Below are 25,341 nucleotides of genomic sequence, written 5' to 3'. Positions count from 1 at the left end.
AGGGAGCGTATGACATGAGCAAGATTGCAATCATCGGCGCCACCGGTCGTGCTGGCAGCCAGTTGCTGGAAGAGGCCCTGCGCCGTGGCCATAACGTGGTCGCGATTGCCCGCGACCCGTCGCAGCTGCAGGGGCGTGACGGGGTGACTATCAAGGCGCTGGATGCCAAGGACGGCACAGCCCTGGAGGCCGCAGTGACAGGTGTGGACGCAGTACTGAGTGCAGCGCACTTCTCCACCATCGAGCCGCAGGCGATCATCGAGCCGGTCAAGCGTGCCGGGGTCAAACGCCTGCTGGTGGTTGGCGGTGCCGCCAGCCTGTTGCTGCCGTCGGGGCAGCGGGTGATCGACAGCCCTGATTTCCCGGAGGCCTACAAGGCCGAGGCCACGGGCGGTGTGCGGTTTCTGGAGGCGTTGCAGGGCGAGCAGGACCTGGATTGGACCTTCCTCTCACCCTCGGCGGAGTTTGTTGAAGGCGAGCGCAGCGGGCACTACACGCTGGGCAAGGACCATCTGCTGATCGCTGCGGATGGCAAGAGCTGGATCACCTTTGCCGACTATGCGATTGCCATGCTGGATGAGCTGGAGAAACCGCAGCATTCGCGGCAGCGGTTCACGGTCGGGTATTGAGTCGCCTGCTTCGCGGGCTCGCCCGCTCCCACAGGTATTGCACAGGTTTCAAATCCTGTGCGTCACCTGTGGGAGCGGGCGAGCCCGCGAACAGGCCTTCACAGGCTGGCCTGGCCCTCCAGCCAGTCCAGCAACTCCAGCAACCCCGCCGGCAGGTTCCTGGCCTGGCTAACCAGGTAGTAGCCCTTACCGGTCCGCACCTTCAGCGCAAACGGCATGCAAAGCCGCCCGCCGCGCAAGTCATCGCCAATCAGCGACCAATCACCGATAGCCACGCCTGTCCCCTGCGACGCCATGGCCATGGCCATGTCCAGCGTTTCGAAGTGCTGCTTCGGCCCCTGCGCAGCCAGCGTTACCCCAGCCGCCTGCAGCCATAACCGCCAATCATGCTCATCCCGCGAGGGGTGCAGCAACATGTGCCGCGCGAGGTCTTCAACCTGCTGCAAGGGCAGCGGCCCCTCACGCAAAGACGGTGCGCACACCGGCGTCAGTTGCTCATCGAACAGCTTGCGCACCTGCAGCCCGTGGTTCGGTGCCTCGCCATAGACCACCGCTGCATCAAAGCCCTCGCGGCGCAAATCCACGCCATGCTGAACGGTCGTGGTCAGTTCCACCGGTACATCCGGGCGCAGTGCCTGCCACTCCATCAGGCGCGGCAGCAGCCAGCGCATCACGCACGTGGGGGCCTTCAACTGCAGGGTCGTGCTGTGCTCTCCCACCTCACGCACCCCTTGTTCGATCAGCGCAAACACCTGTTGCACCCGTGGCAGCCAGTCCTGGCCTTCATGGGTCAGGCTCAAACCGCGGGCCTGGCGCTGGAACAGGGCATAACCCAAGTGCTGCTCCAGGGCGGCGATCTGCCGGCTGACGGCGCCCTGGGTGATGTGCAACTGCTGCCCGGCGCGGGTGAAATTGCAGCACTGGGCAGTGATCAGGAAGGTATGCAAGGCGGGTAGGGGCGGGAGGCGTTTCATCGCAATAAGCCATGACTTCAGGACATGGCTAGTATGTGTTTTTTTGCATTGTGGCGATAGCCGTGGCTTGGGTCCAATAAGCGCATAACCCAACAAGATTGATGGTGAACCCCATGGCAACCTGCGGCGAAGTGCTGGTCAAACTCCTTGAAGGCTATGGCGTGGACCATGTCTTCGGCATCCCCGGCGTGCATACGGTGGAGCTGTACCGAGGCCTGGCGGGCTCGTCCATTCGCCATATCACCCCGCGCCACGAGCAGGGCGCCGGGTTCATGGCTGACGGCTATGCGCGCACCCGTGGCAAACCCGGGGTGTGCTTCATCATTACCGGCCCGGGCATGACCAACATCGCCACCGCCATGGGCCAGGCCTATGCCGATTCGATTCCGATGCTGGTGATCTCCAGCGTGCAGTCGCGTGACCAGTTGGGCGGTGGCCGTGGCAAGCTGCACGAGTTGCCTGATCAGGCGGCGCTGGTGGCGGGTGTCGCGGCGTTTTCGCACACCCTGATGAATGCAGCCGATCTGCCTCAGGTATTGGCGCGGGCCTTCGCGGTATTCGACAGCGCCCGGCCGCGCCCAGTGCATATCGAAATACCGCTGGATGTGCTGGTTCAGCCCGCCGACCAACTGTTGCCGGGCCGCCCGGTACGGGGTAACCGTGCAGGGGCTGCACCGCTGGCCGTGGCGCAGATGGCTGAACGCCTGGCCAGCGCGCGGCGGCCATTGATCCTGGCCGGTGGGGGTGCCTTGGCAGCAGGTGCTGCGCTGGCCCGCCTGGCCGAGCACCTGCAGGCACCGGTAGCCCTGACCATCAATGCCAAGGGCTTGCTGCCATCCAGCCACCCGCTGCAGATTGGCTCGACCCAGTCGCTACCGGCTACGCGGGCGCTGGTGGCCGAGGCCGACGTGGTGCTGGCGATCGGTACCGAACTGGCCGAAACCGATTATGACGTGACCTTCAAAGGCGGTTTCGACATCCCGGGGAGCCTGCTGCGCATCGACATCGACCCGGACCAGACCGTGCGCAACTACCTGCCGGAACTGGCACTGGTGGCCGACGCCGAACTGGCTGCCGAAGCGCTGCTGGCGGCCTTGCAGGCGCAGCCGCAGGGGGTACACGACCGCAACTGGGGGCGGGCTCGCGTGACCAGGCTGCGGGAAGCCTTGGCAACCGGCTGGGACCAGCCGACCCTGAGCCAGACACGCTTGTTGACGGCCATCGTGCAGCGCCTGCCCGGTGTGGTGCTGGTGGGCGATTCTACCCAGCCGGTCTACACCGGTAACCTGACCTTGGACATGGACCAGCCGCGCCGCTGGTTCAACGCCTCGACGGGGTACGGCACCCTGGGCTATGCCTTGCCGGCGGCCATGGGTGCCTGGTTGGGCAGTGCCGAGCACGCTGCTGAGCGGGCGCCAGTGGTGTGCCTGATTGGCGATGGCGGCCTGCAATTCACGCTGCCGGAGTTGGCCAGTGCCGTGGAGGCGCAGGTGCCGTTGATCGTGCTGCTGTGGAATAACCAGGGCTACGAAGAGATCAAGAAGTACATGCTCAACCGGGCGATCGAGCCGGTCGGGGTGGATATCCATACCCCAGACTTCATCGGCGTGGCGCGGGCGTTGGGGGCCGCAGCGCAGAGCGTGGCGGATGTGGCGCAATTGCAGGCGGCGCTGGGGCAGGCGGTGGAGCGCAAGGGGCCGACATTGATCCAGGTAGACCAGCACCAGTGGCAGGGCACGGTTGTCGGTTGAACCTTGAGTCTTGGGTTGCTGGTGCCGGCCCTATCGCTGGCAAGCCAGCTCCCACCAATGGACTGCCCCCAAGAAGTTGGACACCAATCCAATTTCTTGGGGGCAGTCCACCCTGTGGGAGATTCTATGGTTCCTGGCAAGGGTAGCCGGAGCATCTTCAGCGCCTGTGAGATCGAGCGCCGCCCGCGCGGCGCAATCGCGAGCTGCGCTCGCTCCTACGTTTGTTTCGGGCCAGTAACGCCTGTGACAGGCGCGCGCGGCCGCCTTGTTTGTACGGCGCGATATTGAGGCATGCACCAAGGCGTTCGCGCGCAAATCCCACAGGAATAATTGGCCCGAAACAAACGTAGGAGCGAGCGCAGCTCGCGATGCGCCGCGCGGGCGGCGCTCGCTCTAACAGGCGCTGCATATCTTCTGACAAACACCTGTCAGCCCTAAGGCGATCCCTGTGGGAGCTGGCTTGCCAGCGATGGGGCCGGTACAGCCACCCTGAACTTCAGCCAGCATTGGCCCGCAACCGAGCCACATCCCGAATCGGCGGCGCGCCGTACAGCCGGCTGTACTCGCGGCTGAACTGCGAGGGGCTTTCATAGCCCACCCGGTAGGCCGCCACCGCCGCCTCGAGCCCGTCGTTGAGCATCAACCGCCGTGCCTCCTGCAGGCGCAGTTGTTTCTGGTACTGCAACGGGCTCATCGAGGTCACCGCCTTGAAGCGGTGGTGCAAGGTCGAGGTGCTGAGGTTGACCTCACGGGCCAGGTCCTCGATACGCAGTGGCTGTTGGTAGTGGTTGTTGAGCCAGGCGATGGCCTGGCAAACCCGGTGGGTCTGGCTGTTCGCCAAGGCGATTTCGTACAGCCGATAACCCTGCGGCCCACGCAACAGGCGGTAGAGGATCTCACGGCGGACCAGTGGCGCCAGCATGGAGATGTCGCGTGGGCTATCCAGCAGGCGCAGCAACCGCAACAGGGCGTCGAGCAACGCCGCATCGGTTTTGTCCACGTACAGGCCACGGCCCGATGGCTTGTTGGGCACCAGCATCGGGCCGCTTTCGGCGATCAACTGGCTGATCTCGGCCGGGTCCAGGTCCATGCGCAAACCCAGGCTGGGGTGCTCGGGGCTGGCATCGAGCCGCACGCCGCTCAACGGCAGGGTGACCGAAACCACCATGTAGTGCAGTGGATCGTAGGCATACTGCTCGTCACCCAGAAACAGGCTTTTGCTGCCTTGCGCAAGGATGCACAAGGCCGGTTGCGCCAGGGTAGGGACCGAGCGCACATTCTCGGTGTAGCGCACCAGGTACAGATCCGCGATGGCCGACGCCGGGCCGTGGGGCTCGCCGGCATGGCGGGTAATCAGCTCGGCCAGCTCCAGGCGCTGCAGTTCCAGGGTCGGGTCGGTGGGCGTGGCGATGGTCATGATGCTTTCCTCTGCTGACGGTCGCAGCATAGGTTTGGGCAACGGCCGACGCTAGTCGAAAGCTGCACGTCGCTTGCCTGATCCTGCCGCGCCGCAGGATCAGGCAAGCGGCAAGCAGTAATGGCCTAACGGGTTGCGCGGGCGAACCCCTAACCTTGGCAGCCTGGCTTTTTCGTCCGCTTGCTTCAAGGAGATAGTGCAATGGCCCTAAAACAACCGGTCACCCATCTTGCGTTCATTCGTGCCAGCAGCGGGCGTTCTGCGGAGCTTGGCGCGCGCCTGCGTGACCTGCTTGAGCCGTCGCTGCGTGCGCCGGGTTGCCTGAGTTTCAGCGTACAGCGTTCGCAGGCCGACGCTGACCTGTGGCTGCTCAGCGGCAGTTGGCAGGACCAACAGGCCATGAGTGGCTATTTTGCGTCGCCCACGCTGGAGATGTTCGGTGAGCTGGTGCAGGCGCAGGTGGTCAGCAGCCTCGACTTGCATACATTCGACTGACGGCATGGCCCCTCCCACAGCGCGCGCGCTGGCTGGGGTTTGGGTTAACATGCCGGGCCATGATCAAGCAGGCAGAGAGCAACATGGCACGTAGGGAATTCCCGCAGTTCGAAGCGGTGTCGGCGATGGTGCCGGCCGAAGGTGGTGGCTATCACGCGGCCATCGCAGTCAAAGCCCTGGGTATGGGCGGCGCGCCGCGTTTTCACAAGGTGCTCGACGGCCAGGTGTTCAAGGGCGCCGTGGCCGCCGACGAAGCGGCCACGGCCGAACTGCAGCGCCTGCAAGGCGTTAGCGCTGAGGGTGAGCTGGTCTGGTGATCAGGCCGGCGGGCGGGCCATCTTGAACAGGTTGCCCAGCTCGAAATAGTCCGCCGGGCCACCACCGCGCAAGATAGGTTCTGCTGCCGCGGTATCGTAAATACCGTTCTTCAGCAGGTGGTCGGCAATGTGCACGGCCACCACTTCCCCAAGAATCAGCCAGCTGGGTACCAGCGCCTGGTCGGCCCGCTTGAGCTGGACGATCTGGCTGACCTTGCACTCGAACGCGACCGGGGTTTCGCCCACGCGCGGCACCTTGACCAGGCTTGACGGTGTGGCGGTGAGGCCGCTCAACTCGAATTCACTGACCTCGGCAGCCACCGGCGCACAGCTCTGGTTCATCTGCTCTGCCAGCGATCGCGTGGCCAGGTTCCAGACGAATTCACCGGTCTGCTCGATATTGTTCAGGCTGTCTTTGCGCCCGACACTGCAGAAACCGATGATTGGCGGGATGTAGTTGAAGGCATTGAAGAAGCTGTAGGGCGCCAGGTTCAAGCGTCCCTCGCGGTCTTGCGAAGAGATCCAGCCGATAGGACGTGGACCGACGATGGCGTTGAAGGGGTCGTGGGGCAGGCCGTGGCCTTTGGCGGGTTCGTAGTAATACATTGTGCTGGGCTTACTGGCCCTACCTCCTGGTAGACAAGAAGCCTAGTGTGCCAAGCCTTTGCTTGCCTGCAAATGATCAAGCCCGGCAAAAGCCGGGCTGGGCGCTCGCAGCAGGGATCAGCTGATGCGGTTGGCGTTGGTGCGGTCGAAGCCGTCTTCAGCAAAGCGTTGGCCGCCGGTGCGGTCGAAGCCGTCTTCAGCGAAGCGTTGGCCGCCGGTGCGGTCGAAGCCGTCTTCAGCGAAGCGTTGGCCGCCGGTGCGGTCGAAGCCGTCTTCGGCAAAGCGTTGGCCGCCGGTGCGGTCGAAGCCGTCTTCAGCGAAGCGTTGGCCGCCAGTACGATCGAAGCCGTCTTCAGCGTAGCTGGCCGACTGGGTCTGGGCTGCGGCAAAGGTGTGGGCATTGGTCCGGTCGAAACCATCTTCGGCAAAGGCGCTAGTGGCGAAAACCGACAGGGCCAGGGTGAGGATCAGTTTGTTTTTCATGGTCATTGCTCCAGGGATTTGTGGGTTGTTTGTTTCCGTGACTTAAATATTACGCCCAATATGCTGATTAAAAAGCGCAAATATAAGCACTAAATAATCGACTTATTCGATATTTTAAGGTGCTGTAATCGTCGTATAGGCGTTTGCCTGGGCGGGTACGGGTTGGTGCATGCACCCTTCATCAGTCAGCCCGTGAAGGCTGAAGGGTGGCAATTAATAGGGGATTAAGAAGAACACCTGATGCAGATCACCGATGAACGTTTTTTCATCGCTTACCTACCTATTTTTCAGCCCACCAGCACCGTCGGCACCACGATGTCCGACTTCATGGACCCTACCCTGGGCATGGTCTATGCCACCGGTACGGCCCTGCTGATCGGGATCCTGCCGCTGACCTTGGGTACCGCTCTGGGCGACTTCCTGACCAAACCTCATGCGAAGGGCAAGCTGGACTTCGGCACGGTCGGTTCATCGGCCGTGCTGGGTGGCGTGCTGCTGGTACTGGTACTGGTGGCTAGCTGGTACCAGCGTCGTGAACCGCGTCAGGCGCTGGAAATGTCCTGAATGTTGATGCGGTAACGGGTCAATGCTTTCACGCTTGCCCAGCAAACGGCCTTTCACACCCATCCCATGAGCCGAATAGCTCAGCTAATCGGCTCATGGGGCATTAGGGGGCATAAAAAAAGGCGCCCTGCACGTTGGGCGCCCTTGCAGAACGGCCTTACCGGGTCACTCGGTGGTGATACGAGAGTGCTGTTTGGTGTCCTTCATCGTCGCGTACACCAGCAGCGAGCAGGCGATACAGGCGGTGACGTACCAATAGAAGCCGCTTTCCATGCCCGCGCTCTTGAACCACAGCGCCACGTACTCGGCGGTGCCGCCGAAGATCGAAACGGTCAGTGCGTAGGGCAGGCCCACGCCAAGGGCGCGGATTTCGGTCGGGAACAGTTCAGCTTTGACCACGGCGTTGATCGAGGTATAGCCACTGACGATGATCAGCGCTGCCATGATCAGGAAGAACGCCCCCCACCAGGTCTGGATAGTATGCAGGGTGCTGAGGATCGGCACGGTGAACAGGGTACCCAGTACACCGAAGGCGATCAGGATCGGGCGCCGGCCGATCTTGTCGGACAGACCGCCGATCACAGGCTGCAGGCACATGAACAGGAACAACGTGGCGGCCGAGATCGTGGTCGAGTCGCTGATGCTCATGCCCACGGTATTGACCAGGTACTTCTGCATGTAGGTGGTGTAGGTGTAGAAGGCCAGGGTACCGCCCATGGTCAGGCCAACCACGGTCATCAGTTCCTTGGGGTGGCGCAGCAGGGTGCGCATCAGGCTTTCCTTGGCTTTTTCCTTCTTGGTGAACGAGGCGGTTTCCTCCATGCCACGGCGCAGGTACAGCGCGACCACGGCGCACAGCGCACCGATCACGAAGGGTACGCGCCAGCCCCAGGCATACAGCTGCTCGGTGGTCAGGGTCTGTTGCAGGACGATCAGCACTGCCAGGGCGATGAGCTGGCCGGAGATGAGGGTCACGTACTGGAAGCTGGAGAAGAAGCCGCGGCGGTCCTTGCTGGCCATTTCGCTGAGGTAGGTTGCCGAGGTGCCGTATTCGCCACCCACCGACAGGCCCTGCATCAGGCGGGCGATGACCAGCAGGACCGGTGCGGCGAAGCCGATGGTTTCATAGCCAGGCGTCAGGGCAATGACCAGCGAGCCGGCGCACATCAGCAGTACCGAGGCCATCAGCGCGGCCTTGCGGCCTTTGCGGTCGGCGTAAAGGCCCATCAGCCAGCCGCCGATCGGGCGCATCAAAAAGCCAACGGCGAAAATCGCGGCGGTGTTGAGCAGTTGTGCAGTGGAGTCGCCGGCCGGGAAGAAGGCCTTGGCGAAATACAGCGAGAATGCGGCGTAGACGTACCAGTCGTACCATTCGACCATGTTGCCGATGGACCCGCTGAAGATCGACTTCAGGCGGCTGGCGGTAGTTTTTTCTGCGGCAGGCGCAGCGGCCGCCCCAGCGGGCAGGGAGGTGGCGTTATCCATCAGGGATACCTTCTCGTTGTTGTTGTGGAGCGCGCCTGGGCGCAGCTGACACGAGCATTTGCAGAAGGTGTGCCAAACCGGGGCGGGCCGACCCAAATCGGGGCAATAGGCCGCTTTGCGGGCATTTCGCTGGCCGCGCGCCTGCGAGCCGGGCCCTGAAAGTGCTTTGCATGGGCGGAATTCTGCCTATCGCCAGCCAGTGATAGGCGGAATTCCGCTTATCACTGGCCGGTAAAATCGTCCCGCGACAACCCGTGCCGCTGCATCTTTTCGTTCAGCGTTCGCCGCGGCAGTTGCAACGCCTCCATCACCGCACTGATCGCGCCCCCATGCTGGCGCAACGCTGCACGCAGGCACTGGGCCTCGAACGCCTCCATCTGCTCGCTCAGCGATTGCCCGGCAGGGGCCACCTCGGTACCGGGTGAACCCAGGCCCAATGCATGCCGCTCTGCCGCATTGGCCAGCTCGCGCACGTTACCCGGCCAGTCATGCGCCAGCAGTTGTGCCAGTTGCGCGCCCGACAGCGGCGGCGCAGCGCGGCCAAGCCGGTCGGCAGCAGCGCGAGCGAAGTGGTCGAACAGCAGCGGAATGTCTTCGCGTCGTTCGCGCAAAGGCGCCAGGCGCAACTCGGCAACGTTCAGGCGGTAGGCAAGGTCTTCACGGAAGCGCCCGGCACGGGCCTCCTCCAGCAAGTCGGGCTTGGTTGCGGCGATGATGCGCAGGTCAACGTTGATACTCTGGTTCGCCCCCAGGCGCTCGAGCTTCTGCTCCTGGATCACCCGCAGCAGTTTGGCCTGCTGGGCCAGCGGCATGCTTTCGATTTCATCGAGAAACACCGTGCCGCCGTTGGCATATTCCAGCTTGCCGACGCGCTTGCCCTGGGCACCGGTGAAGGCGCCGCTCTCATGGCCGAACAGCTCGGCCTCGAACAATGCCTCAGGAATGGCCGCGCAATTGAGCGCCACGAATGGCTTGGCCGCGCGTGGCCCGAAATCGTGGAGGCAGCGGGCTACACGTTCTTTGCCGCTGCCTGTCTCACCGCGGATCAGCACATTGACCGGCAGGCTGGCCAGGTCCAGCACCTGCCGCCGCAGCAGTTGCAGGCCCTGGGACATGCCCAGCAGCGTGCCTTCCAGGCGTGACTTGAGGTCGGCCTGCTCGTGCAGGCGGCGGTTCTCAAGCACCAACTGGCGTTTTTCCAGAGCCCGCCGCAGGCTGCCCAGCAGATGTTGCGGGGTGAAGGGTTTTTCCAGGAAGTCGTAGGCCCCGTTGCGCATGGCCTCCACGGCCATGGGGACATCGCCGTGGCCGGTCAGCAGGATCACAGGCAGGTCGGGGTCGTCCGCCTGCAGGCGTTCGAGCAGCTGCAGGCCACCCATGCCGGGCATGCGCACATCGCTGATGATCACACCCGGGAAATGCTTCGGCAACTGGCTCAGGCAGTCTTCGGCGCGGGCAAACAGCTGCACGTTGAAACCCGACAGGCTCAGCCATTGCTCGACCGCTGTGCGGATACTGGCTTCATCGTCGATGACGATCACTGAATTGAACATGCAGGCTCCAGATCTTGGGGCAGGGTAAGGCTCAGGCGCGCACCGCCAGACAGGTTCTCGGCCTGCAGCTGGCCGCCGACCTCATGGACGATACCGTAGGAGATCGCCAGGCCAAGGCCCAGCCCTTCGCCCACGGGCTTGGTGGTGAAGAAGGGGTCGAAGACCTTGGCCAGGTCGGCCTCGGCTATGCCGCCACCGGAGTCGAGCACACTCAGGCGCCACCGTGCGCCATCGGCTTCGATGCGGATCTCCAGGCGCTTGTAGCGTTTGTCGGCCATGGCGTCGAGGGCGTTGCGCAACAGGTTGATCAGCACCTGTTCCAGGCGGATGGCATCGCCCCGTACCCAGGCCGGGCGTGCGAGGTACAGCGCGACCTCGACCTCTTCGCTGCGGATACGCGTTTCCAGCAGGTGCAGTGCCTGATCGACCACGGTGGCCAGGTCCAGGCGCTCGCGCAAGCCCATCGGGCTGTTACGGGCGAAGGTCTTGAGGTGACTGGTGAGCGCGGCCATGCGCGTGAGCATCTGCTCCAGCGGCTCGAGTGCCTGCCGCGCTTCGGCAGGCCGGCCATTGTCGAGCAGCAGGCGCACGGTTTCCAGTTGCATGCGCTGGGTTGTCAGCGGTTGGTTGATTTCGTGGGCCATGGCCGCCGACATCTGGCCCAGCGCGGCCAGTTTGGCGGATTGCACCAGGCCCTCCTGGGCGGTACGCAGCTCGCGGGTACGTTCCTCGACCTGGCGCTTGAGCTCTTCCCGGCTGCGCTGGCGCAGCCGTGCCAGGCGCAGGCGCTGGCTGATGAACAACGCCGCGAACACCAGGCTCAACCATACGGCAGCAGCGCCGAGGGCGGCATTGCGGCCGTCTGCCGCCACCTGCGGCTTGCGCAGCAGGTGCAAGGTCCAGCCTTCGCCTGCCAGCGGCAGGCTTTCCCACAGGTACTCGGCGCTGCCGTCGGGGCCTTGCACGCGGCTGAGGGTGCTGTTGGCAGCGAAGCGCGTGAGCACCTGATGGTGCAGCGGCACCAGCGGCTGCTTGTCGTACTGGCGTGTTTCGGCGAGTTCGGCACGGTCGGCGCCGCTCAGTGGCTGCAGCTCGCGGTAGCGCCAGCCGTCCTGGTTGGCAATGAAGGTGATGCCGCGGGCATCGCTGACCAGCAGGATATCGCTGCCCTGGCGCCATTCGCGTTCCAGCTCCGGGAACTCCAGCTTGACCACCATGGCGCCGAGAAAACGGCCATGTTCGTCGTTGACTGCGCTGGCCAGAAAGTACCCCGGTACCCCGCTGGTCACGCCAACGGCATAGAAGCGGCCCGTACCCTGGCTGCGGGTTTGCTTGAAGTAGGGGCGAAAGCCGTAGTTGGAGCCGACGTAGGTGCTGGGTAGCCGCCAGTTGCTGGCTGCCACGGCCAGGCCGGTGTGGTCGAGCAGTTCGAGGGTCGAAGAGTTGGCCGCACCGTTGATACGTTCGAGCTTGCGGTTCAAGGCGCCTTGCACCGTCTCGCTGACCGGGCCGCGCAGGGCGTCGATCAGTTCCGGGTCCAGCGCCAGCACGGCTGGCAGGGCCCGGTAGCGGTCGATCAGCGTATGCAGGCTATTGGCGTACAAGCCCAGTTGCTGGTGGGCACGTTGTGCGTCGTTTTCCATGGCCTGGCGCTTGGCCTGGTGCATCGCCCAACCGGCACTGAGGGCAGTGCCTAGCAGGATCAGCAGGGTAATCAGCCCCAGCCGCAGGGCGCGAAAGGAAAAGGGCATGGCGCGGATCCGGGTCATTGGGGCATCGGGGCTGGCCCTTACCCGGGCTTGCCCGCCCCCACGTGTGAGTACCTGTGGGAGCGGGCAAGCCCGCGAAAGGGCCGGTACAGGCGACCGTTCAGTTACAGCAATTCAAAACTCTGCTGCTGCACCGCCTGGGAGTCGAGCCCGACCTGGACATTGAACTCCCCGGGCTCGGCAACCCGCTGCAACTGGCCATTGTAGAACTTCAGGTCTTCCTCGCTGATGCGGAAGCTCAAGGTGCGCGTCTCACCGGGCTTGAGCATCAGTTTCTGGAAGTTCTTCAGCTCTTTGACCGGGCGGCTCATCGATGCCGAGACATCCTGCAGGTACAACTGCACCACGGTCTCGCCTGCCAGCTTGCCGGTGTTCTTCACCGTGACCTTGGCTTGCAGCGTATCGCCGCGCTTGAGGTTGTTGGCCGACAGCGTCAGGCCCGACAGCTCGAAGCTGCTGTAGCTCAGGCCGTAGCCGAACGGGTACAGCGGGCCGTTGGGCTCTTCGAAGTACTGCGAGGTGTAGTTGCCGGGTTTGCCTGGCGTGAACGGCCGGCCGATACGGGTGTGGTTGTAGTACATCGGGATCTGCCCGACCGACCTCGGGAAGGTGATGGCCAGCTTGCCGGACGGGTTGTAGTCACCGAACAGCACGTCGGCAATGGCATTGCCGCCTTCGGTACCGGCGAACCAGGTTTCGAGAATGGCATCGGCCTGTTCACGTTCCCAACTGATCGACAGCGGGCGGCCGTTCATCAGCACCAGTACCAGTGGCTTGCCGGTCGCCTTCAAGGCCTTGATCAGTTCACGCTGGCTGGCAGGAATCTCCAGGGTGGTGCGGCTCGACGATTCGTGGGACATGCCGCGGGACTCGCCAACCACGGCCACTACCACATCGGCTTGTTGCGCTGCCTTGACCGCTTCATCGATGAGCACCGCAGGGGGGCGCGGGTCGTCGACGATTTCCGGGGCATCGAAGTTGAGGAAGTTCAGGTAGTCGAGGATGGCCTTGTCGCCGGTGATGTTGGAGCCTTTGGCGTAGACCAGTTTGGCCTTGCCTTCCACGGCGCGGCGCAGGCCTTCGCGCACGGTGACCGAATGCGCCGGTTTGCCGTCGGCGGCCCAGCTGCCCATCATGTCGATCGGGGCATCGGCCAGGGGCCCGACCAGCGCGAGGGTGCCGGTTTTTTTCAGTGGTAGGGTCTGGTTGTGGTTTTCCAGCAGCACCAGGCTACGACGCGCCACGTCACGGGCGGCTTCGCGGTGCAGGCGGTCGCTGCCGTAGTAGTCTTTCAGGTCGGTTTCGGCCTTGCCGATGCGCACGTACGGGTCCTTGAACAGGCCCATGTCGTATTTGGCCCCCAGCACTTCGCGCACGGCCTGGTCCAGTTCGTGCTGGCTCACCTCGCCAGACTTCAGCAGGCCTGGCAGTTCCTGGCCGTACAGGGTGTCGTTCATGCTCATGTCGATGCCGGCCTTGATAGCCAGCTTGGCGGCTTCGCGGCCGTCGCGGGCGACGCCATGGCGGATCAGCTCCTGGATGGCGCCATGGTCGCTGATGGTCACCCCCTTGAAGCCCCACTCCTTGCGCAGCAGGTCGTTCATCAGCCAGGTGTTGGAGGTGGCCGGCACACCGTTGATCGAGTTCAGCGCCACCATGACGCCCCCGGCACCGGCATCGAGTGCGGCGCGGTAGGGCGGCAGGTAATCGTTGTACATTTTCGGCAGGCTCATATCGACCGTGTTGTAGTCGCGCCCGCCCTCTACTGCACCGTACAAGGCAAAGTGCTTGACGATGGCCATGATGCTGTCGGGGTTGGCCGGGCTGCTGCCCTGGAACGAGCGCACCATGACCTGGCCGATCTTCGAGGTCAGGTAGGTATCCTCGCCGAAACCTTCACTGGTGCGGCCCCAGCGGGGGTCGCGGGCAATATCGACCATCGGGGCGAAGGTCATGTCCAGGGCGTCGGCCGAGGCTTCGATGGCGGCGGTGCGGCCCACTTTGGCCACCGCGTCCATGTCCCAGGTGGCGGCCATGCCCAGGCCGATCGGGAAGATCGTGCGCTCGCCGTGGACGGTATCGTAGGCGAAGAACATCGGGATCTTCAGGCGGCTGCGCATGGCCGCATCCTGCATCGGCCGGTTTTCCGGCGCGGTGCGGGAATTGAAGGTACCGCCAATGCGGCCAGCGGCGATTTCCTCGCGAATCTTGTCGCGCGGCATTTCCGGGCCGATGCTGATCAGGCGCAGTTGGCCGATTTTCTCGGCTTCGGTCATCTGGCTGACCAGATGGTCGATGAAGGCCTGCTTGTCTTGCAGGGGCGGGGCGGAGGTGGCGGCGAGGGCCGCCTGACTGGCAAGGCCCATGGCCAGGCCCAGCAAAGACAGTTTCATCATCAGTTCCGTTGTGGGGCCTCTGCCGTATCCAGGGTGGTACGCGCGCGGCCGAAGTTTTCAGGCGGCTATTGTTGTACGATTTGCAGGCAATGCTTCCAGCGGCCGATTATGCCTGAATATGTCACCCGCGGACGAAGCCCCGTATGCCGGGACAACAACTATAAGAAAGCGCAGAGACCGACGGCATGACCCCTTTTGACGAGTATGATCAGCGGCAGATTGCCGAAGCCATAGCCCGTGCCGAGCGGCACACCGACGCCGAACTGGTGACGGTACTGGCGCGGCGTGCCGACGACTATGCGTATTGGCCGCTGCTCTGGGCTGCCGTGCTGGCACTGGCCGTGCCGGGCCTGCTGCAGTGGCTGCTGGGCTGGCCGGGCGTGCGTGGCTTGTTGGTGGCCAACATGCTGCTGTTTGTCGGCTTGTGCCTGCTGCTGCGTAGCCCGCGCCTGGCCGGCTGGCTGATCCCCCGGGTGCTGCGCCGCTGGCGTGCTTCGCGCCTGGCGCACCAGCAATTTCGCGAGCTGAACCTGCAGCGTACGGCGGCTGGCACGGGGGTGCTGATTTTTGTCAGCGAGGCGGAGCGGCATGTGGAAATACTGGTTGACCGCGGCATCGAGCACTGCCTGGATGCCAGCGCTCGGGCGGCACTCGTCAGCCGGCTTGCCGAACAGGTGCGCCAGGGGCGGACCCTGCAGGGTTTTGTCGAATGCATCGAGGCCTGCGGCGAGTTACTGAGCGAGCAGGTGCCACCGACCCATGCGCGTAACGAACTGCCAAACCGCCTGGTGATTCTCGACTGAGGCAGCATGCAGGCGCGCACTTGGATAAGGGCAGGCAGTTAGGGGCTGCTGTGCAGCCCATCGCCAGCTCCTATTGAACAATCCATAACTTGTTGATTCAGCCGGGCCCATGTGAGAGCGGGCGCGCCCGCGAACACCGGCGTAGCCGGTGCCAGCCACCGCGTTGGGTTCTTCGCGGGCTCACCCGCTCCCACACAGGCCGCGTCGCGCTTGCGGCAGGTGTTTGCCACAAGCTATGCAGCGCCTGGCCTGGGCGTGACGCGGCCGTGGGTGGCCAAGGTATGCCTGGCCGCACGGCACACGGTAGAATGAGCGTTCCGCTACCCAAGGCCCCTTTGTCCATGCCCGCCAGTCATTCCGCTTCCGCCGCGCCGGACGCACTCGCCCAGTTCCTCGACCTGCTGAACGCTGCCCTGCAGGGCGGCACGTTAAGCAAGCTGGTGCTGGCACGCCATGTCGGTGCCGACCAGACCCTGCAACGAATCATCGCCAAGCCGCTGCAGGTCAAGGGCCAGCCCTGCCTGTCGCTGGTCTACCGTCACCAGGCCCGAGACATCACCCGCAACCTGGCCCTGGACGATGCCTTGACGCTGGTGGCCGAGTTGCTGCCGGGCAGCTTCCGTAACGCCCACCTCTTCGATGCCGACGGCGAAGTACAGCTGACCTTCAGCAAGAAGGGCAAGCCGATGCTTCAGCGCCATGGCGCACAGGCCCCGCGCGAGGCCGCGCCCGCCAGTGGCCATGACCGTGAGAAAAAACGCTACCTGGAGCTGTCGCGCCCATTCCTGCGCGATCTTGGCGTGACCGACGCGCAGGGGGCACTGATCCCGTCCATGTCGCGCAAGTGGAAGCAGATCAACAAGTTCATCGAGGTCTTCGACCACGCCCTGGCCAGCGCCCCGGTGCCGACACAGCAGGTACTGCGGGTGGCCGACTTTGGCTCGGGCAAGGGCTACCTGACCTTCGCCATGCATGATTACCTGCGCAATACGTTGGGCCGCGAAGCGCAGGTGACCGGGGTTGAACTGCGCCAGGACATGGTCGACCTGTGCAACGCCGCCGCGGTGCGGCTGCAGCATGCAGGCCTGGAGTTCCAGTGTGGTGACGTGCGCAGCGTGGTGCCCGACGCCATCGAGGTGATGATCGCCCTGCATGCCTGTGACATCGCCACCGACTATGCCATCCATACCGGTATCCGCAGCAATGCCGCGATCATCATGTGTTCGCCGTGCTGCCACAAGCAGATCCGCCCGCAACTGCACAGCCCGGGCCTGCTGCAGCCAATGCTGCAATACGGCCTGCACCTGGGCCAGCAGGCCGAAATGCTCACGGACAGCTTGCGGGCGCTGTACCTGGAGGCCTGTGGTTATGAGACCAAGGTATTCGAGTTCATCTCCCTGGAGCACACCAACAAGAACAAGATGATTCTTGCGGTGAAGCGGCGCCAGCCGGGCGACAACCGTGCGCTGCTGGAGAAAATCGCCCAGCTCAAGGCGTTCTATGGGGTGCAGGAGCATTGCCTGGAGACGCTGTTGCGGTGCGACGGGCTGCTCTGAGCGGGCGCGTATCCCTACCATCCCTACAGAATTCCTTTGCCCTTGATCGGTAATGCTTGTAGGGCATTTCCTAGCCGTGCCTTTCAAGGAGTTCTCTGATCAGCGTTTCAGTAGTGTGACGTGCTCAGTAGTCGGTTAGCCGGGTTGTCATTTGACAACCCATGAGCAGTAAGTCCACACTGGAGAAAAGCTGATGGCCCGCCCCAGTCATGCCAGGAAAGAGGTCGAACTGGCCTTGAGGCACGCGGAATCAAAGGGATGGAGAGTTGCGGTAGGCGGGGGACATTGTTGGGGAAAAATGTATTGCCCTTTCAACGATGCCGACTGTCGATGCGGGGAGTATTGCATTACCAGCATATGGAGCACGCCACGTAACGCCGGTAATTTAGCGCGACAGTTGAGGCGTGTGGTTGATCACTGTTCGGCTGACAGGCTGGCAATGTGTACCCAAGGAGGAGTAGCGATGGAGTATGAGTTCACTCTCAGGTATCAGCTGAGCGGGAACGAAGATATCGATGCGTTGCTGGAGCGCCTGGCTCAGTACGGATGTGATGATGCATTGGCTGGTGTAGGTCAACCTGGGCGTCTGGCATTGGCATTCACTCGCCAGGCGACATCTGCCAGGCAGGCCATCGAGAGCGCATTAAGTGATGTTGCCAGAGCGGTTCCAGGCGCTCGCCTGATCGAAGCGACCCCCGATCTGGTCGGGCTCAGCGATGTGGCGGAACTCATCGGTGTATCTCGGCAGAACATGCGCAAATTGATGCTCGCCCGTGCAGGTAGCTTCCCAGTACCCGTGCATGATGGCAGCACCGCTCTGTGGCACCTGGCCGATGTGTTGCCATGGCTGCAGGCGCGAGGGAGCTACCCGATCGGCAAGAGCACGTTGGAGCTTGCGCGCATGGCAATGGCCGTTAACGTGTCCAAAGCATACGAACGCGTGCTCGGCGAGCCAGACCTGGCCCCTTCAACAGGCGCCTGAGGCTGGCCTCAACCTCGGGTGGCCACGGCTTCGATAGACAGCGATGCCTGCCCCAGCGGATGGGTCGTGGCGTCGAAGAAGTGCAGTGACGTGCCCGGCATGGCGCCCAGGCGATCGACGAAATGCTGCTTCTGGTTGATCACCGACGCTTCACTCAACGGCCGAATGGCGATCGCCAGGTGCTTGGGCCCGGCCATTCGAATGGCGTCGAGCAGGTGCTGGTCAGTGCTGTCCAGGTGCTGCCCGAACAGGCACAGGCCACGGTGTTCCTGGGCCAGCTGCCCCAGGCACCAGCTCAGGTAGTCCGAGTGGCGGATGGCGCGCAGTTTCTCGTCGCTGCGGTCTTCATTGACGAACAGCGGCACCTCACCGGGAATGTTCACGGCAAAACCTTCCAGCAGCTCGGCGCTCTCGGCGCTGCATTGACGGGTGGTGCCGTCGGGTTGCTTGAGCAGGTGCAAGCCCCCGTGCAGGTGCATCACCCGGGTACCCTCGCTGCTGCGCCGGCGCACATCGAAGTAACCCTGCTCGTCGAACAGGTCGGCGAAGCCCTGCGGGGCATGTTGCAGGGCCCAAGGTAGCAGCAGGTCGTAGTTGCTGGTGTAGACGCTGCGATAGCCACGCAAGGCCTGATTGAGCACGGCCAGGGTTGCCGGGGGCATCAGCCGCCAGGGCAGATGCACGGTGCGCACGGCGTGGATCAGCGCTTCCTTGATCGAGTAATAGCGGTTGAGCGGCGCAGTGGAGTTGATGGCGAGCGCAGCATTGGCGCGCACGGTGGTGTTGAGCGCGCTGAGCACCGGTTCGAACAGCTCCGTGCCCAAGGACTTGAACAGGGCCTGGTCGCTGATCGCCAGGCCTTTCTTGCGACCGGCGCGTTGCGCCTCCTCGAACAGCGAGAAATAGCCGAACGGCTTCCACACTGCGCGGCTGGCGCCGTTACCCAGCAGCAGGGCATCGCAGGGGTGGCGGGCGGCAAGTTCCGGCCAGGGCAGGAGTGGGGCGTCGAGTGCAGGCATGCTGGGTCCATTGGTGGTGCGGGCGCGGGGCGACTTTAGCATGTCAGGCGGGGGCAAGGGGCATCAACCCTGCCTGGCGGCCGGCACGCTGCGCTTGCGGTTACGCCATACCCGGTAGGCCCGGATGCCGGCGCGCACCGAACCGAACAGCAATTTGTCCTCCATCTCGCGCGCCATGCCCGAGCGCACCAGCATGCGCAGAAAGCTGCCGCGGGCACGGGCGATGGCGAAGAAAATGCCCTGCGCGGCCAGGGTGTCGCGCACTTCACGCAATGCGGCCATGCCGCTGACATCGATACTGGTCACGGCCTCGGCATCGAACAACACGGCCTTGGGCTGGGCCTCGCCTTGCACCGCCTCGAGAAGGCGCATCTTGAAGTAGTCGGCATTGAAGAACAGGATTGCGTCGTCAAAACGGTAGACCACCAGGCCGGGCACCGTCCGCGCATCCTTGAACTTGCGAATGTCGACCTGGCCTTCGGTGCCCGGCAGCCAGCCGAGCACGGCGTCGGTAGGCTGGTAGATGCTGTACAGCAGGCGCAGTATCGCCAAGGTCACGGCAAACACGATGCCGGGCAGCACGCCCAGCCCCAGCACCCCCACGGTGGTCAGCAGGCACAGCCAGAATTCGAAACGGCTCAGGCGCCGAATGTGGCCCAGTGACTTGATATCGATCAGCCCCCAGCCAGCCATCAGCAGCACCGCGCCCAGCGCCGCCTGAGGGATCCACGCCATGGGCGCGGTGAAAAACAAAAGGATCAAGGCGATCACCAGGGCGGCGACGATGCCGACCAGCTGGCTTTTGCCCCCGACCATGTCGTTGACGGCGGTGCGCGAATCGGCACCGCTGATGGCAAAACCCTGGGAAACCCCGGCGGCCAGATTGCTCACGCCCAACGCCACGAACTCGTGGTTGGCGTTGATGGCGTAGCCATGCCGGGCAGCGAAACTGCGCGCGGTGAGCATGGCGCTGCAGAAACTGACCGTGGCGATACCCAGGGCGTCGCGCAGCAGGCTTTTCATTTCTGCCAGGTTGCTGTGTGGCCAGGCCAGTTGCGGGATGCCGGCCGGCACCGGGCCGAGTATGGCGACGCCGAAGCGGTCGAGGCCGAACAGACCCGCCAGCAGCATGAACAGCGCCACCACCGTTAGCGCGGCCGGCAGGCGCGGGTAGCGGCGTGGCAGCCAGATCAGCAGGCCTAGGGCGGCCAGGCCGATGCACAACGTCAACCCGTGAATTTCGCCCAGGCGTTGGAGGAAGTTGATCAGGCTGAGGATGAAACCGTCGCCCTCGATGCTGAACCCCACCACCTTGGACAACTGCCCGGCGATCAGGCTCAGGCCGATACCGTTGAGGTAGCCGATCAGAATCGGGCGCGAGAAGAAGCTGGCGATGAACCCGGCCCGCGCCAGGCCAGCGGCAATCAGCATGACCCCGACCAGTACGGTGACGATGACCGACAGCTCGGCAGTGCGTTGCGGGTCGCCCAAGGCCAGCGGCGCCACGGCCCCGGCAATCATGGCGCAGGTAGCCGCGTCGGGGCCGACCATCAACTGGCGCGAGCTCCCGATCAGCGCGTAGACCATCATCGGCAGCACACAGGCGTACAGGCCGTACTGCGGCGGCAAGCCCACGATCTGGGCGTAGGCGATGGCAGTCGGGATCTGGATGGCTGCCACCGACAGCCCTGCCTGCAGGTCGGCGTGCAGCCATTCGCGGCGGTAGTGCAGCAGGTTGGCAAGGCCCGGTAGCCAGCGGGAGAGCAACATGCGTCGTCCTTTCGAAATGTTTCACGAAACCCTGGGCGCATTGAAACGGATCGACAGGCAATTGGCCATGCTGCTGATCATCGAAAGCAGCAGATCGAAGCGATTGGCAGAAACGAAAAAAGGAGCGAACGCTCCTTTTGACAGCGATGACGTTGCCGGAACGCCATGCGGGGGAATGTAATGTGGAGCGGGTAGAGGGAATCGAACCCTCAACTAAAGCTTGGGAAGCTTTCGTTTTACCACTAAACTATACCCGCCTTACGCCGCACTTTTTACCAGAACCCTGCGCGAAATAGAAGCCCACGTTATAAAAAAAGCGTGTCGGCGCCCCATGCCGGCGGGTATCCGCACCAAGGCGCCGAGTTGCTCAGATAGCCAGTGCATGCTGCCCCTGTTGCAGCGGCTGGTATCGTTGCCGGGCTTCACGCAGGGTTGGCTTGAGGAAGCCCAACATGGCATTGCGGGTGTCCTCGCAGGCGGCCTTGGTCTCCATGTCCAGAAAGTGTCCTGCACCGCGGATAACCCCAAACTGGCTGCGCCCCACGTGTTTGCCGAACTGCCGTGCATCTGCGGCCGTGGTGTACTCGTCGCGTTCACCATTGATGAACAACACCGGAATATCGATAGCGCGCGCGCCATCCAGTGCCCGTGCCAGGTCATGTTGCAGCACCTGGTTGATGTGGAAGTGCATCTGCGCGTATTCGTGGCTGTCCAGGCTGCTGACGTGCCGGTAGTTGAACCGCTTGAACAGCGACGGCAGGTACTTGCCGATGGTGTCGTTGATCAGGTTGCCGACTTGATAGCGGTCGCAGGCGGCCAGGTACTGGCAACCGCGCGCCAGGTAGTCGCGCATTGGTTCATTGATCACCGGCGAGAACGAACTCACCACGGCCTTCTTCACATACCGCGGCTGGTGCGCCAGTGCCAGTAGCGTGCTGGCACCGCCCCACGAGAACGACATCACGTGGTCGGCCTGGAAGTGATCGATCAGTTCAAGGAGGATATGCGCCTCGGTCTCCTTGCTGATCAGCCGTTCGTGGCGGTTGTGCGGTTTGGATTTGCCCGCGTAGGGCTGGTCGAACAGGACGACATTGAACTGCGGGTGCAGGTTGCGCACCGTCTGGGCGAACGAGGCTGTGGTGGCCAGCGAGCCGTTGATCAGGATGATCGTATTCTCAGCCGCATCCGCGCGATAGAACTCCGTGTAAACCCGATACTGACCTTGAATATCAAGTACAGCGATTTCTGGCCTCATGTCATCGACTCCTGGCGCAAAAAGGGTATTCGCGTCACCTGGTGGCTTGTCGCGGCAACGGGTCGTTCACTTTTGGCGGCGGCTTGGCCGAACACTCAAGCCACTGGCCCAAAGAGAGCGCATTCCCGAAACAGGACATCAGGGTGCACGTTCTTTATGACAGGTAGGCATTCGCCTGAAGAGTAACCGGGGCCCTGTGTCGATCCTTGGCACTTGCGTCGACGGTGTTGTTGTATGGCGGGCAATCTGCCGTGCCCCAAGGCATCTAGGCCCTGGGTGGCCGACAAAAAGTGTCTGGGTCTACGATCGTGACTTAGCGGTCACATGCAGACTGACGATTGGGATTCAAGCAGGGGGGCGGGGATCCTGCAAGTGCCGTTCGGGCTTAATTGTGACGTTTGGCGCTGAGCGGTCGTATGGCGAGCGCTCAGCGGTAGGTTGCGCGAGTTCGCGGGCGGGCTAGACGGTGCCTATTTCTTCCGGCGTGAGTTGCCGAAAGGCCCCGGGCGCCAACCCCGGGTCGAGCCGGATCGCCCCCATGCTCTCCCGGTGCAGCCCCACGACCTTGTTGTCGAAAAACCCGAACATGCGTTTGACCTGGTGATAGCGCCCTTCGACAATCGCCAGCCGCGCCTGGCGCGGCCCTAGAATGTCCAGCTGGGCGGGCTGGGTGGTGAGGTTCTCAAAGGCGAAGTAGAAGCCTTCACGGAACTTGGCCACATAGTGCTCGGCAATCTCGTCCTCGGTTTCCACCAGGTACTGCTTGGGCAGCTTGGTCGCTGGCTGGGTCAGGCGTCGTGACCATTGGCCATCGTTGGTCAGGATCATCAGGCCGGTGGTGTTGAAGTCCAGGCGCCCGGCGATGTGCAGGTCTGCACGCAGCGCCGCCGGCAACAGCTCGAGCACAGTGGGGTGCTGTGGGTCGTGGGTCGCGCTCACGCAGCCGGCCGGCTTGTGCAGCATCAGGTAGCGCGCCGGGCGGCCAGCCTGCAGCAACTGCTCGTCCAGTTGCACCCGGCTGAACTCCCGCACCTCGGCCAGCGGGTCGCTGATGACCTGGCCATCCAGGCGTACACGGCGCTGGGCCAGCATCAGCCGGGCTTGCTGGCGGTTGCAGTGGGGCAGGTTGGCAAGGAAACGATCGAGGCGCATGGCTTGGCGTCAGCTGGAAGGGCGTGATTGGAGTTGGTCTTCAACGGCGGCGCAGCGCGGGCACAGGCAGGCTTTGTCCCGCAGCGCGGCGGGCAGTGCCTGGAGCACGCTCGGGTCGATGGTGACACCGTAGCACCAGCAGGCCTGGGTGGCGCGGCGTGGGTCGGCCAGGCTGCAGTGGTTGAGCGCGCCGCAAGCGGGGCAGTGTTGCTGATCAGTCATGGGGTTTCGCTACAGACACGGTTGCGGCCAGCCTGTTTGGCACGATAAAGGGCACGGTCGGCGCGGGTCAGCAGGGTGTGCAGGGTATCCCCCGGTCGCAGGCTGCTCAGGCCGATGCTGGTGGTCAGGCGCAGTGGCTGGTCGTCGTAGCTGAAGGTCAGCTGTTCGGTGCGCTGGCGGATCTTTTCGGCCACCTCGATGGCGTGCCGACCCTCGGCTTCACGCAGCAGCACGATGAATTCCTCGCCACCCCAGCGGCACAGTATATCCGACTGGCGCAGGCTGCTTTGCAGCACATTGGCGAACTGGCGCAGCACTTCGTCGCCTGCCAGGTGGCCATGGGTATCGTTCAGCGCCTTGAAGTGGTCCAGGTCGAACAGCAACGCCACCAGTGGGCCACTGTCGCGCTGGGCTTCGCGCAGGGCCTGGGCAGCCAGCAGGTCGAAGCTGCGCCGGTTGAGCAGGCCGGTGAGGCTGTCGAGGGTCGCCAGGGCCTCTGTGCTGGCCTGATGGCGGCGGACCATGGCGTGTACCAGTGCCAGTACCACCAGGGTGATCATGGTGCAGATCGCCAGGTTCAGGTACAGCGAGTGACGAATGCGATCGAGCGCGCCGGTTTCCCGTTTGTCCACCAGCAGGTACCAGTCCAGCTCAGGCAACTGGCGCACGTTGAGGAAGTGGCTGTGCTGGTCGCTGTCACGGTACTCGTGGCTGCCTTCACTGGGTACAGGCCGTTCGGCCAGCAGGTCCTGCAGTTCGGGGTTGGCACTGAGCTGCTGGCCCACCTGTAGGCCATGCGGGCCGCCTGCCGAGCCGGTCAGCAGCACCTTGCCCTTGGCGTCGGTGAATAGCACCGCGCGCTGGTAGCGTTGTTGATAGCGGTCGATCAGCTTGACCACCGACGATACGCTCAGGCCGACACCGGCGGCGCCGATGAAGCGTTGCTGATAGTCATGCACCTGATAGTTGATGAATACGGTCAGGCTGTCATGGTTGGCCATGTCGAGGTCGACGTTGATCTCATAAGGCGCCTTGAGGTCACGCAGGCGGAAGTACCAGGCGTCGCGCCAGGCGCCAGGGTCGACATGCTTGAGCACCCCCTTGGCCTGGTAGTAGGTCAGGGTGCGGTCGGACACGAAAAATGAGGTGAAGGTGTCCTGCTTGCCCATGACCTCCCCCAGGTAGCGGGTCATGCGTGCGGTGTCCTGCTCGCCGGACAGCACCCAGTCGCGCAGGAAGGTGTCCTGGGCCATCATCGAGGCGATCAGTACCGGGCGAATCAGGTCTTTCTGGATTTCCGAGTAGACCGTGTCGGAGGTTAGCGGCAACTCGGTATTGATGATGCCGTCACGGATAGCGCTGCGCGAAGCGAAGTAACTGAGCAGCGAGGTGGCGAGAAAGCCGCAGGCCAGCAGCAACAGGAGGGTGAAGATCAGCGAACGCTGCGAAAACAGGGTGGAACGTAAAGGCATGATCTTCCCATGATGTGTGCCGAGCCGCCCATTCTAGTGAGGTGGCCCTGAAATGACTGCAAGTTTTTCGGTGCCCGGGCAGCTGTATCAAATTATTGCAGGAATGGCACTGCACCTTGTTACCGGTGTCTTATTCAATGTCGATGAACACATTTCGCATCGACGCCCGACAGCGCCGCTGTGCGGGCACTCCAGCGGTCCAGGAGGCCGCCATGTCCTATCGAATCCTGTTGATCGCCCTGCTGGGGTCGATGACTTCCGCCTGCGCGCCTTACTACGAGAGTGGCAGCTACTACCGCTCCGACTATTACACCAGCGACCGCTATGCAGCGCCCGGGTACTATCGTTATGACCGTTACTACGTGGCGCCGCAGCCACGCTACTACTACCAGCCGGCACCACGCTACTACTACCAGCCCGCCCCGCGTTACCGCTATCAGCCCGCACCCAACTACCGGCCGCAGCCACGCCCGCCGGTGACCCAGTGGCACGGAAAGCCGCGCCATGACTATGGCAACCGCCAGCGTGATGACTACCGGGGTGACCGGGACCGGCACGACTACCGCGATGGCAGCCAGCGCTACCCGCGGGGCGGCTGGCAATCCAATGGGCCAGGCAATGGCGGTGGGCCAGGTGATGGGCCGCGCGGGCAGGGGCAATGGCAGCGCTAG

The 25,341-nt window shown here is 63.5% G+C and carries 23 protein-coding genes, 1 tRNA gene and 2 pseudogenes; 11 read left to right on the top strand and 15 right to left on the bottom strand.

The features are described from left to right. Positions 1 to 14 precede the first annotated feature (14 nt). Complete coding sequence (locus tag AACG97_RS22530) at positions 15 to 629, top strand: NAD(P)-dependent oxidoreductase (protein ID WP_009685604.1); 615 nt, start codon at positions 15 to 17, stop codon at positions 627 to 629. Positions 630 to 727: 98 nt separating this feature from the next. Here the strand turns inward: AACG97_RS22530 and AACG97_RS22525 are convergent, their stop codons facing one another. Then, the gene (locus tag AACG97_RS22525; protein WP_047149618.1) at positions 728 to 1,603 is read right to left on the bottom strand and encodes a LysR substrate-binding domain-containing protein; all 876 of its coding nucleotides are present in this window, start codon (positions 1,601 to 1,603) and stop codon (positions 728 to 730) included. 113 nt (positions 1,604 to 1,716) lie between these two features. On the opposite strand from AACG97_RS22525, the gene AACG97_RS22520 reads away from it, so the two are divergent. Further along, positions 1,717 to 3,354, top strand: coding sequence for a 5-guanidino-2-oxopentanoate decarboxylase (locus AACG97_RS22520; RefSeq protein WP_009685602.1), 1,638 nt, complete (start codon positions 1,717 to 1,719; stop codon positions 3,352 to 3,354). 496 nt (positions 3,355 to 3,850) lie between these two features. Here AACG97_RS22520 and AACG97_RS22515 read toward each other — a convergent pair whose 3' ends face one another. Next, complete coding sequence (locus AACG97_RS22515; protein ID WP_029884879.1) at positions 3,851 to 4,771, bottom strand: AraC family transcriptional regulator; 921 nt, start codon at positions 4,769 to 4,771, stop codon at positions 3,851 to 3,853. Between the two features lie 201 nt (positions 4,772 to 4,972). On the opposite strand from AACG97_RS22515, the gene AACG97_RS22510 reads away from it, so the two are divergent. Beyond that, positions 4,973 to 5,266, top strand: coding sequence for a putative quinol monooxygenase (locus AACG97_RS22510; RefSeq protein ID WP_009683091.1), 294 nt, complete (start codon positions 4,973 to 4,975; stop codon positions 5,264 to 5,266). A 59-nt stretch (positions 5,267 to 5,325) separates the two neighbouring features. Beyond that, complete coding sequence (locus AACG97_RS22505; RefSeq protein WP_009683090.1) at positions 5,326 to 5,583, top strand: hypothetical protein; 258 nt, start codon at positions 5,326 to 5,328, stop codon at positions 5,581 to 5,583. Here the strand turns inward: AACG97_RS22505 and AACG97_RS22500 are convergent, their stop codons facing one another. Next, on the bottom strand, positions 5,584 to 6,189 hold the full coding sequence (locus AACG97_RS22500; protein ID WP_009683089.1) for a flavin reductase family protein: 606 nt from the start codon (positions 6,187 to 6,189) through the stop codon (positions 5,584 to 5,586). 117 nt (positions 6,190 to 6,306) lie between these two features. Next, the gene (locus AACG97_RS22495) at positions 6,307 to 6,672 is read right to left on the bottom strand and encodes a hypothetical protein (RefSeq protein ID WP_054881650.1); all 366 of its coding nucleotides are present in this window, start codon (positions 6,670 to 6,672) and stop codon (positions 6,307 to 6,309) included. 273 nt (positions 6,673 to 6,945) lie between these two features. On the opposite strand from AACG97_RS22495, the pseudogene AACG97_RS22490 reads away from it, so the two are divergent. Next, positions 6,946 to 7,236 (top strand): annotated as a pseudogene (locus AACG97_RS22490) (hypothetical protein); the annotation flags it as partial. Positions 7,237 to 7,401: 165 nt separating this feature from the next. Here the strand turns inward: AACG97_RS22490 and AACG97_RS22485 are convergent. The 4 genes from AACG97_RS22485 to bglX form a co-directional block, all read right to left on the bottom strand. After that, positions 7,402 to 8,721: an MFS transporter gene (locus AACG97_RS22485; protein WP_009683086.1), complete on the bottom strand. Its 1,320-nt coding sequence runs from the start codon at positions 8,719 to 8,721 to the stop codon at positions 7,402 to 7,404. Positions 8,722 to 8,942: 221 nt separating this feature from the next. Next, positions 8,943 to 10,274 (bottom strand): sigma-54-dependent transcriptional regulator, encoded by a 1,332-nt coding sequence (locus AACG97_RS22480; RefSeq protein WP_054881649.1) that lies wholly within the window; start codon positions 10,272 to 10,274, stop codon positions 8,943 to 8,945. Then, complete coding sequence (locus AACG97_RS22475; protein ID WP_047149745.1) at positions 10,259 to 12,025, bottom strand: sensor histidine kinase; 1,767 nt, start codon at positions 12,023 to 12,025, stop codon at positions 10,259 to 10,261. The genes AACG97_RS22480 and AACG97_RS22475 overlap by 16 nt, the downstream gene beginning before the upstream one ends. Positions 12,026 to 12,147: 122 nt before the next feature. Beyond that, a complete protein-coding gene (gene bglX / locus AACG97_RS22470; protein ID WP_047149744.1) occupies positions 12,148 to 14,439 on the bottom strand; it encodes a beta-glucosidase BglX in 2,292 nt (763 codons plus the stop codon). Between the two features lie 185 nt (positions 14,440 to 14,624). Between bglX and AACG97_RS22465 the strand changes: the two genes are divergently transcribed. The 4 genes and pseudogenes from AACG97_RS22465 to AACG97_RS22450 all read left to right on the top strand — a co-directional run bounded on the left by AACG97_RS22465 (position 14,625) and on the right by AACG97_RS22450 (position 17,780). After that, on the top strand, positions 14,625 to 15,242 hold the full coding sequence (locus tag AACG97_RS22465) for a TPM domain-containing protein (protein ID WP_009683078.1): 618 nt from the start codon (positions 14,625 to 14,627) through the stop codon (positions 15,240 to 15,242). A gap of 341 nt (positions 15,243 to 15,583) precedes the next feature. Then, the gene (locus tag AACG97_RS22460; protein WP_009683077.1) at positions 15,584 to 16,798 is read left to right on the top strand and encodes a class I SAM-dependent methyltransferase; all 1,215 of its coding nucleotides are present in this window, start codon (positions 15,584 to 15,586) and stop codon (positions 16,796 to 16,798) included. Between the two features lie 193 nt (positions 16,799 to 16,991). Continuing rightward, positions 16,992 to 17,231: pseudogene (locus AACG97_RS22455) on the top strand (hypothetical protein); the annotation flags it as partial. Between the two features lie 30 nt (positions 17,232 to 17,261). After that, complete coding sequence (locus AACG97_RS22450) at positions 17,262 to 17,780, top strand: helix-turn-helix transcriptional regulator (RefSeq protein ID WP_009683076.1); 519 nt, start codon at positions 17,262 to 17,264, stop codon at positions 17,778 to 17,780. A gap of 8 nt (positions 17,781 to 17,788) precedes the next feature. On the opposite strand, the gene AACG97_RS22445 is transcribed toward AACG97_RS22450, so the two are convergent. Further along, positions 17,789 to 18,799, bottom strand: a complete 1,011-nt coding sequence (locus AACG97_RS22445; RefSeq protein ID WP_225785936.1) for a DUF4917 family protein — start codon at positions 18,797 to 18,799, stop codon at positions 17,789 to 17,791. Between the two features lie 63 nt (positions 18,800 to 18,862). Continuing rightward, entirely contained in the window at positions 18,863 to 20,569 is a 1,707-nt protein-coding gene (locus AACG97_RS22440; protein ID WP_009683074.1) for a SulP family inorganic anion transporter, read from the bottom strand. On the opposite strand from AACG97_RS22440, the gene AACG97_RS22435 reads away from it, so the two are divergent. Further along, positions 20,568 to 20,750, top strand: a complete 183-nt coding sequence (locus AACG97_RS22435; RefSeq protein WP_009683073.1) for a hypothetical protein — start codon at positions 20,568 to 20,570, stop codon at positions 20,748 to 20,750. The genes AACG97_RS22440 and AACG97_RS22435 overlap by 2 nt on opposite strands. A gap of 2 nt (positions 20,751 to 20,752) precedes the next feature. On the opposite strand, the gene AACG97_RS22430 is transcribed toward AACG97_RS22435, so the two are convergent. From AACG97_RS22430 to AACG97_RS22410, 5 genes are all read right to left on the bottom strand, one after another. Beyond that, positions 20,753 to 20,826: transfer RNA gene (locus AACG97_RS22430), tRNA-Gly, on the bottom strand. A gap of 110 nt (positions 20,827 to 20,936) precedes the next feature. Beyond that, positions 20,937 to 21,824, bottom strand: coding sequence for an alpha/beta fold hydrolase (locus AACG97_RS22425; protein WP_009683072.1), 888 nt, complete (start codon positions 21,822 to 21,824; stop codon positions 20,937 to 20,939). A gap of 459 nt (positions 21,825 to 22,283) precedes the next feature. Beyond that, positions 22,284 to 22,976, bottom strand: a complete 693-nt coding sequence (locus AACG97_RS22420; protein WP_009683071.1) for a pseudouridine synthase — start codon at positions 22,974 to 22,976, stop codon at positions 22,284 to 22,286. A gap of 9 nt (positions 22,977 to 22,985) precedes the next feature. After that, positions 22,986 to 23,198, bottom strand: coding sequence for a cysteine-rich CWC family protein (locus tag AACG97_RS22415; RefSeq protein WP_009683070.1), 213 nt, complete (start codon positions 23,196 to 23,198; stop codon positions 22,986 to 22,988). Continuing rightward, the gene (locus AACG97_RS22410; protein ID WP_047149743.1) at positions 23,195 to 24,670 is read right to left on the bottom strand and encodes a sensor domain-containing diguanylate cyclase; all 1,476 of its coding nucleotides are present in this window, start codon (positions 24,668 to 24,670) and stop codon (positions 23,195 to 23,197) included. The genes AACG97_RS22415 and AACG97_RS22410 overlap by 4 nt, the downstream gene beginning before the upstream one ends. 212 nt (positions 24,671 to 24,882) lie before the next feature. Here AACG97_RS22410 and AACG97_RS22405 point away from each other — a divergent pair, with 212 nt between their 5' ends. Then, a complete protein-coding gene (locus tag AACG97_RS22405) occupies positions 24,883 to 25,341 on the top strand; it encodes a hypothetical protein (protein WP_009683068.1) in 459 nt (152 codons plus the stop codon).

Source organism: Pseudomonas sp. Nvir, assembly GCF_963778085.1.
Classification (GTDB): domain Bacteria; phylum Pseudomonadota; class Gammaproteobacteria; order Pseudomonadales; family Pseudomonadaceae; genus Aquipseudomonas; species Aquipseudomonas juntendi.
This window is presented reverse-complemented; position numbering and strand designations above follow the sequence as displayed.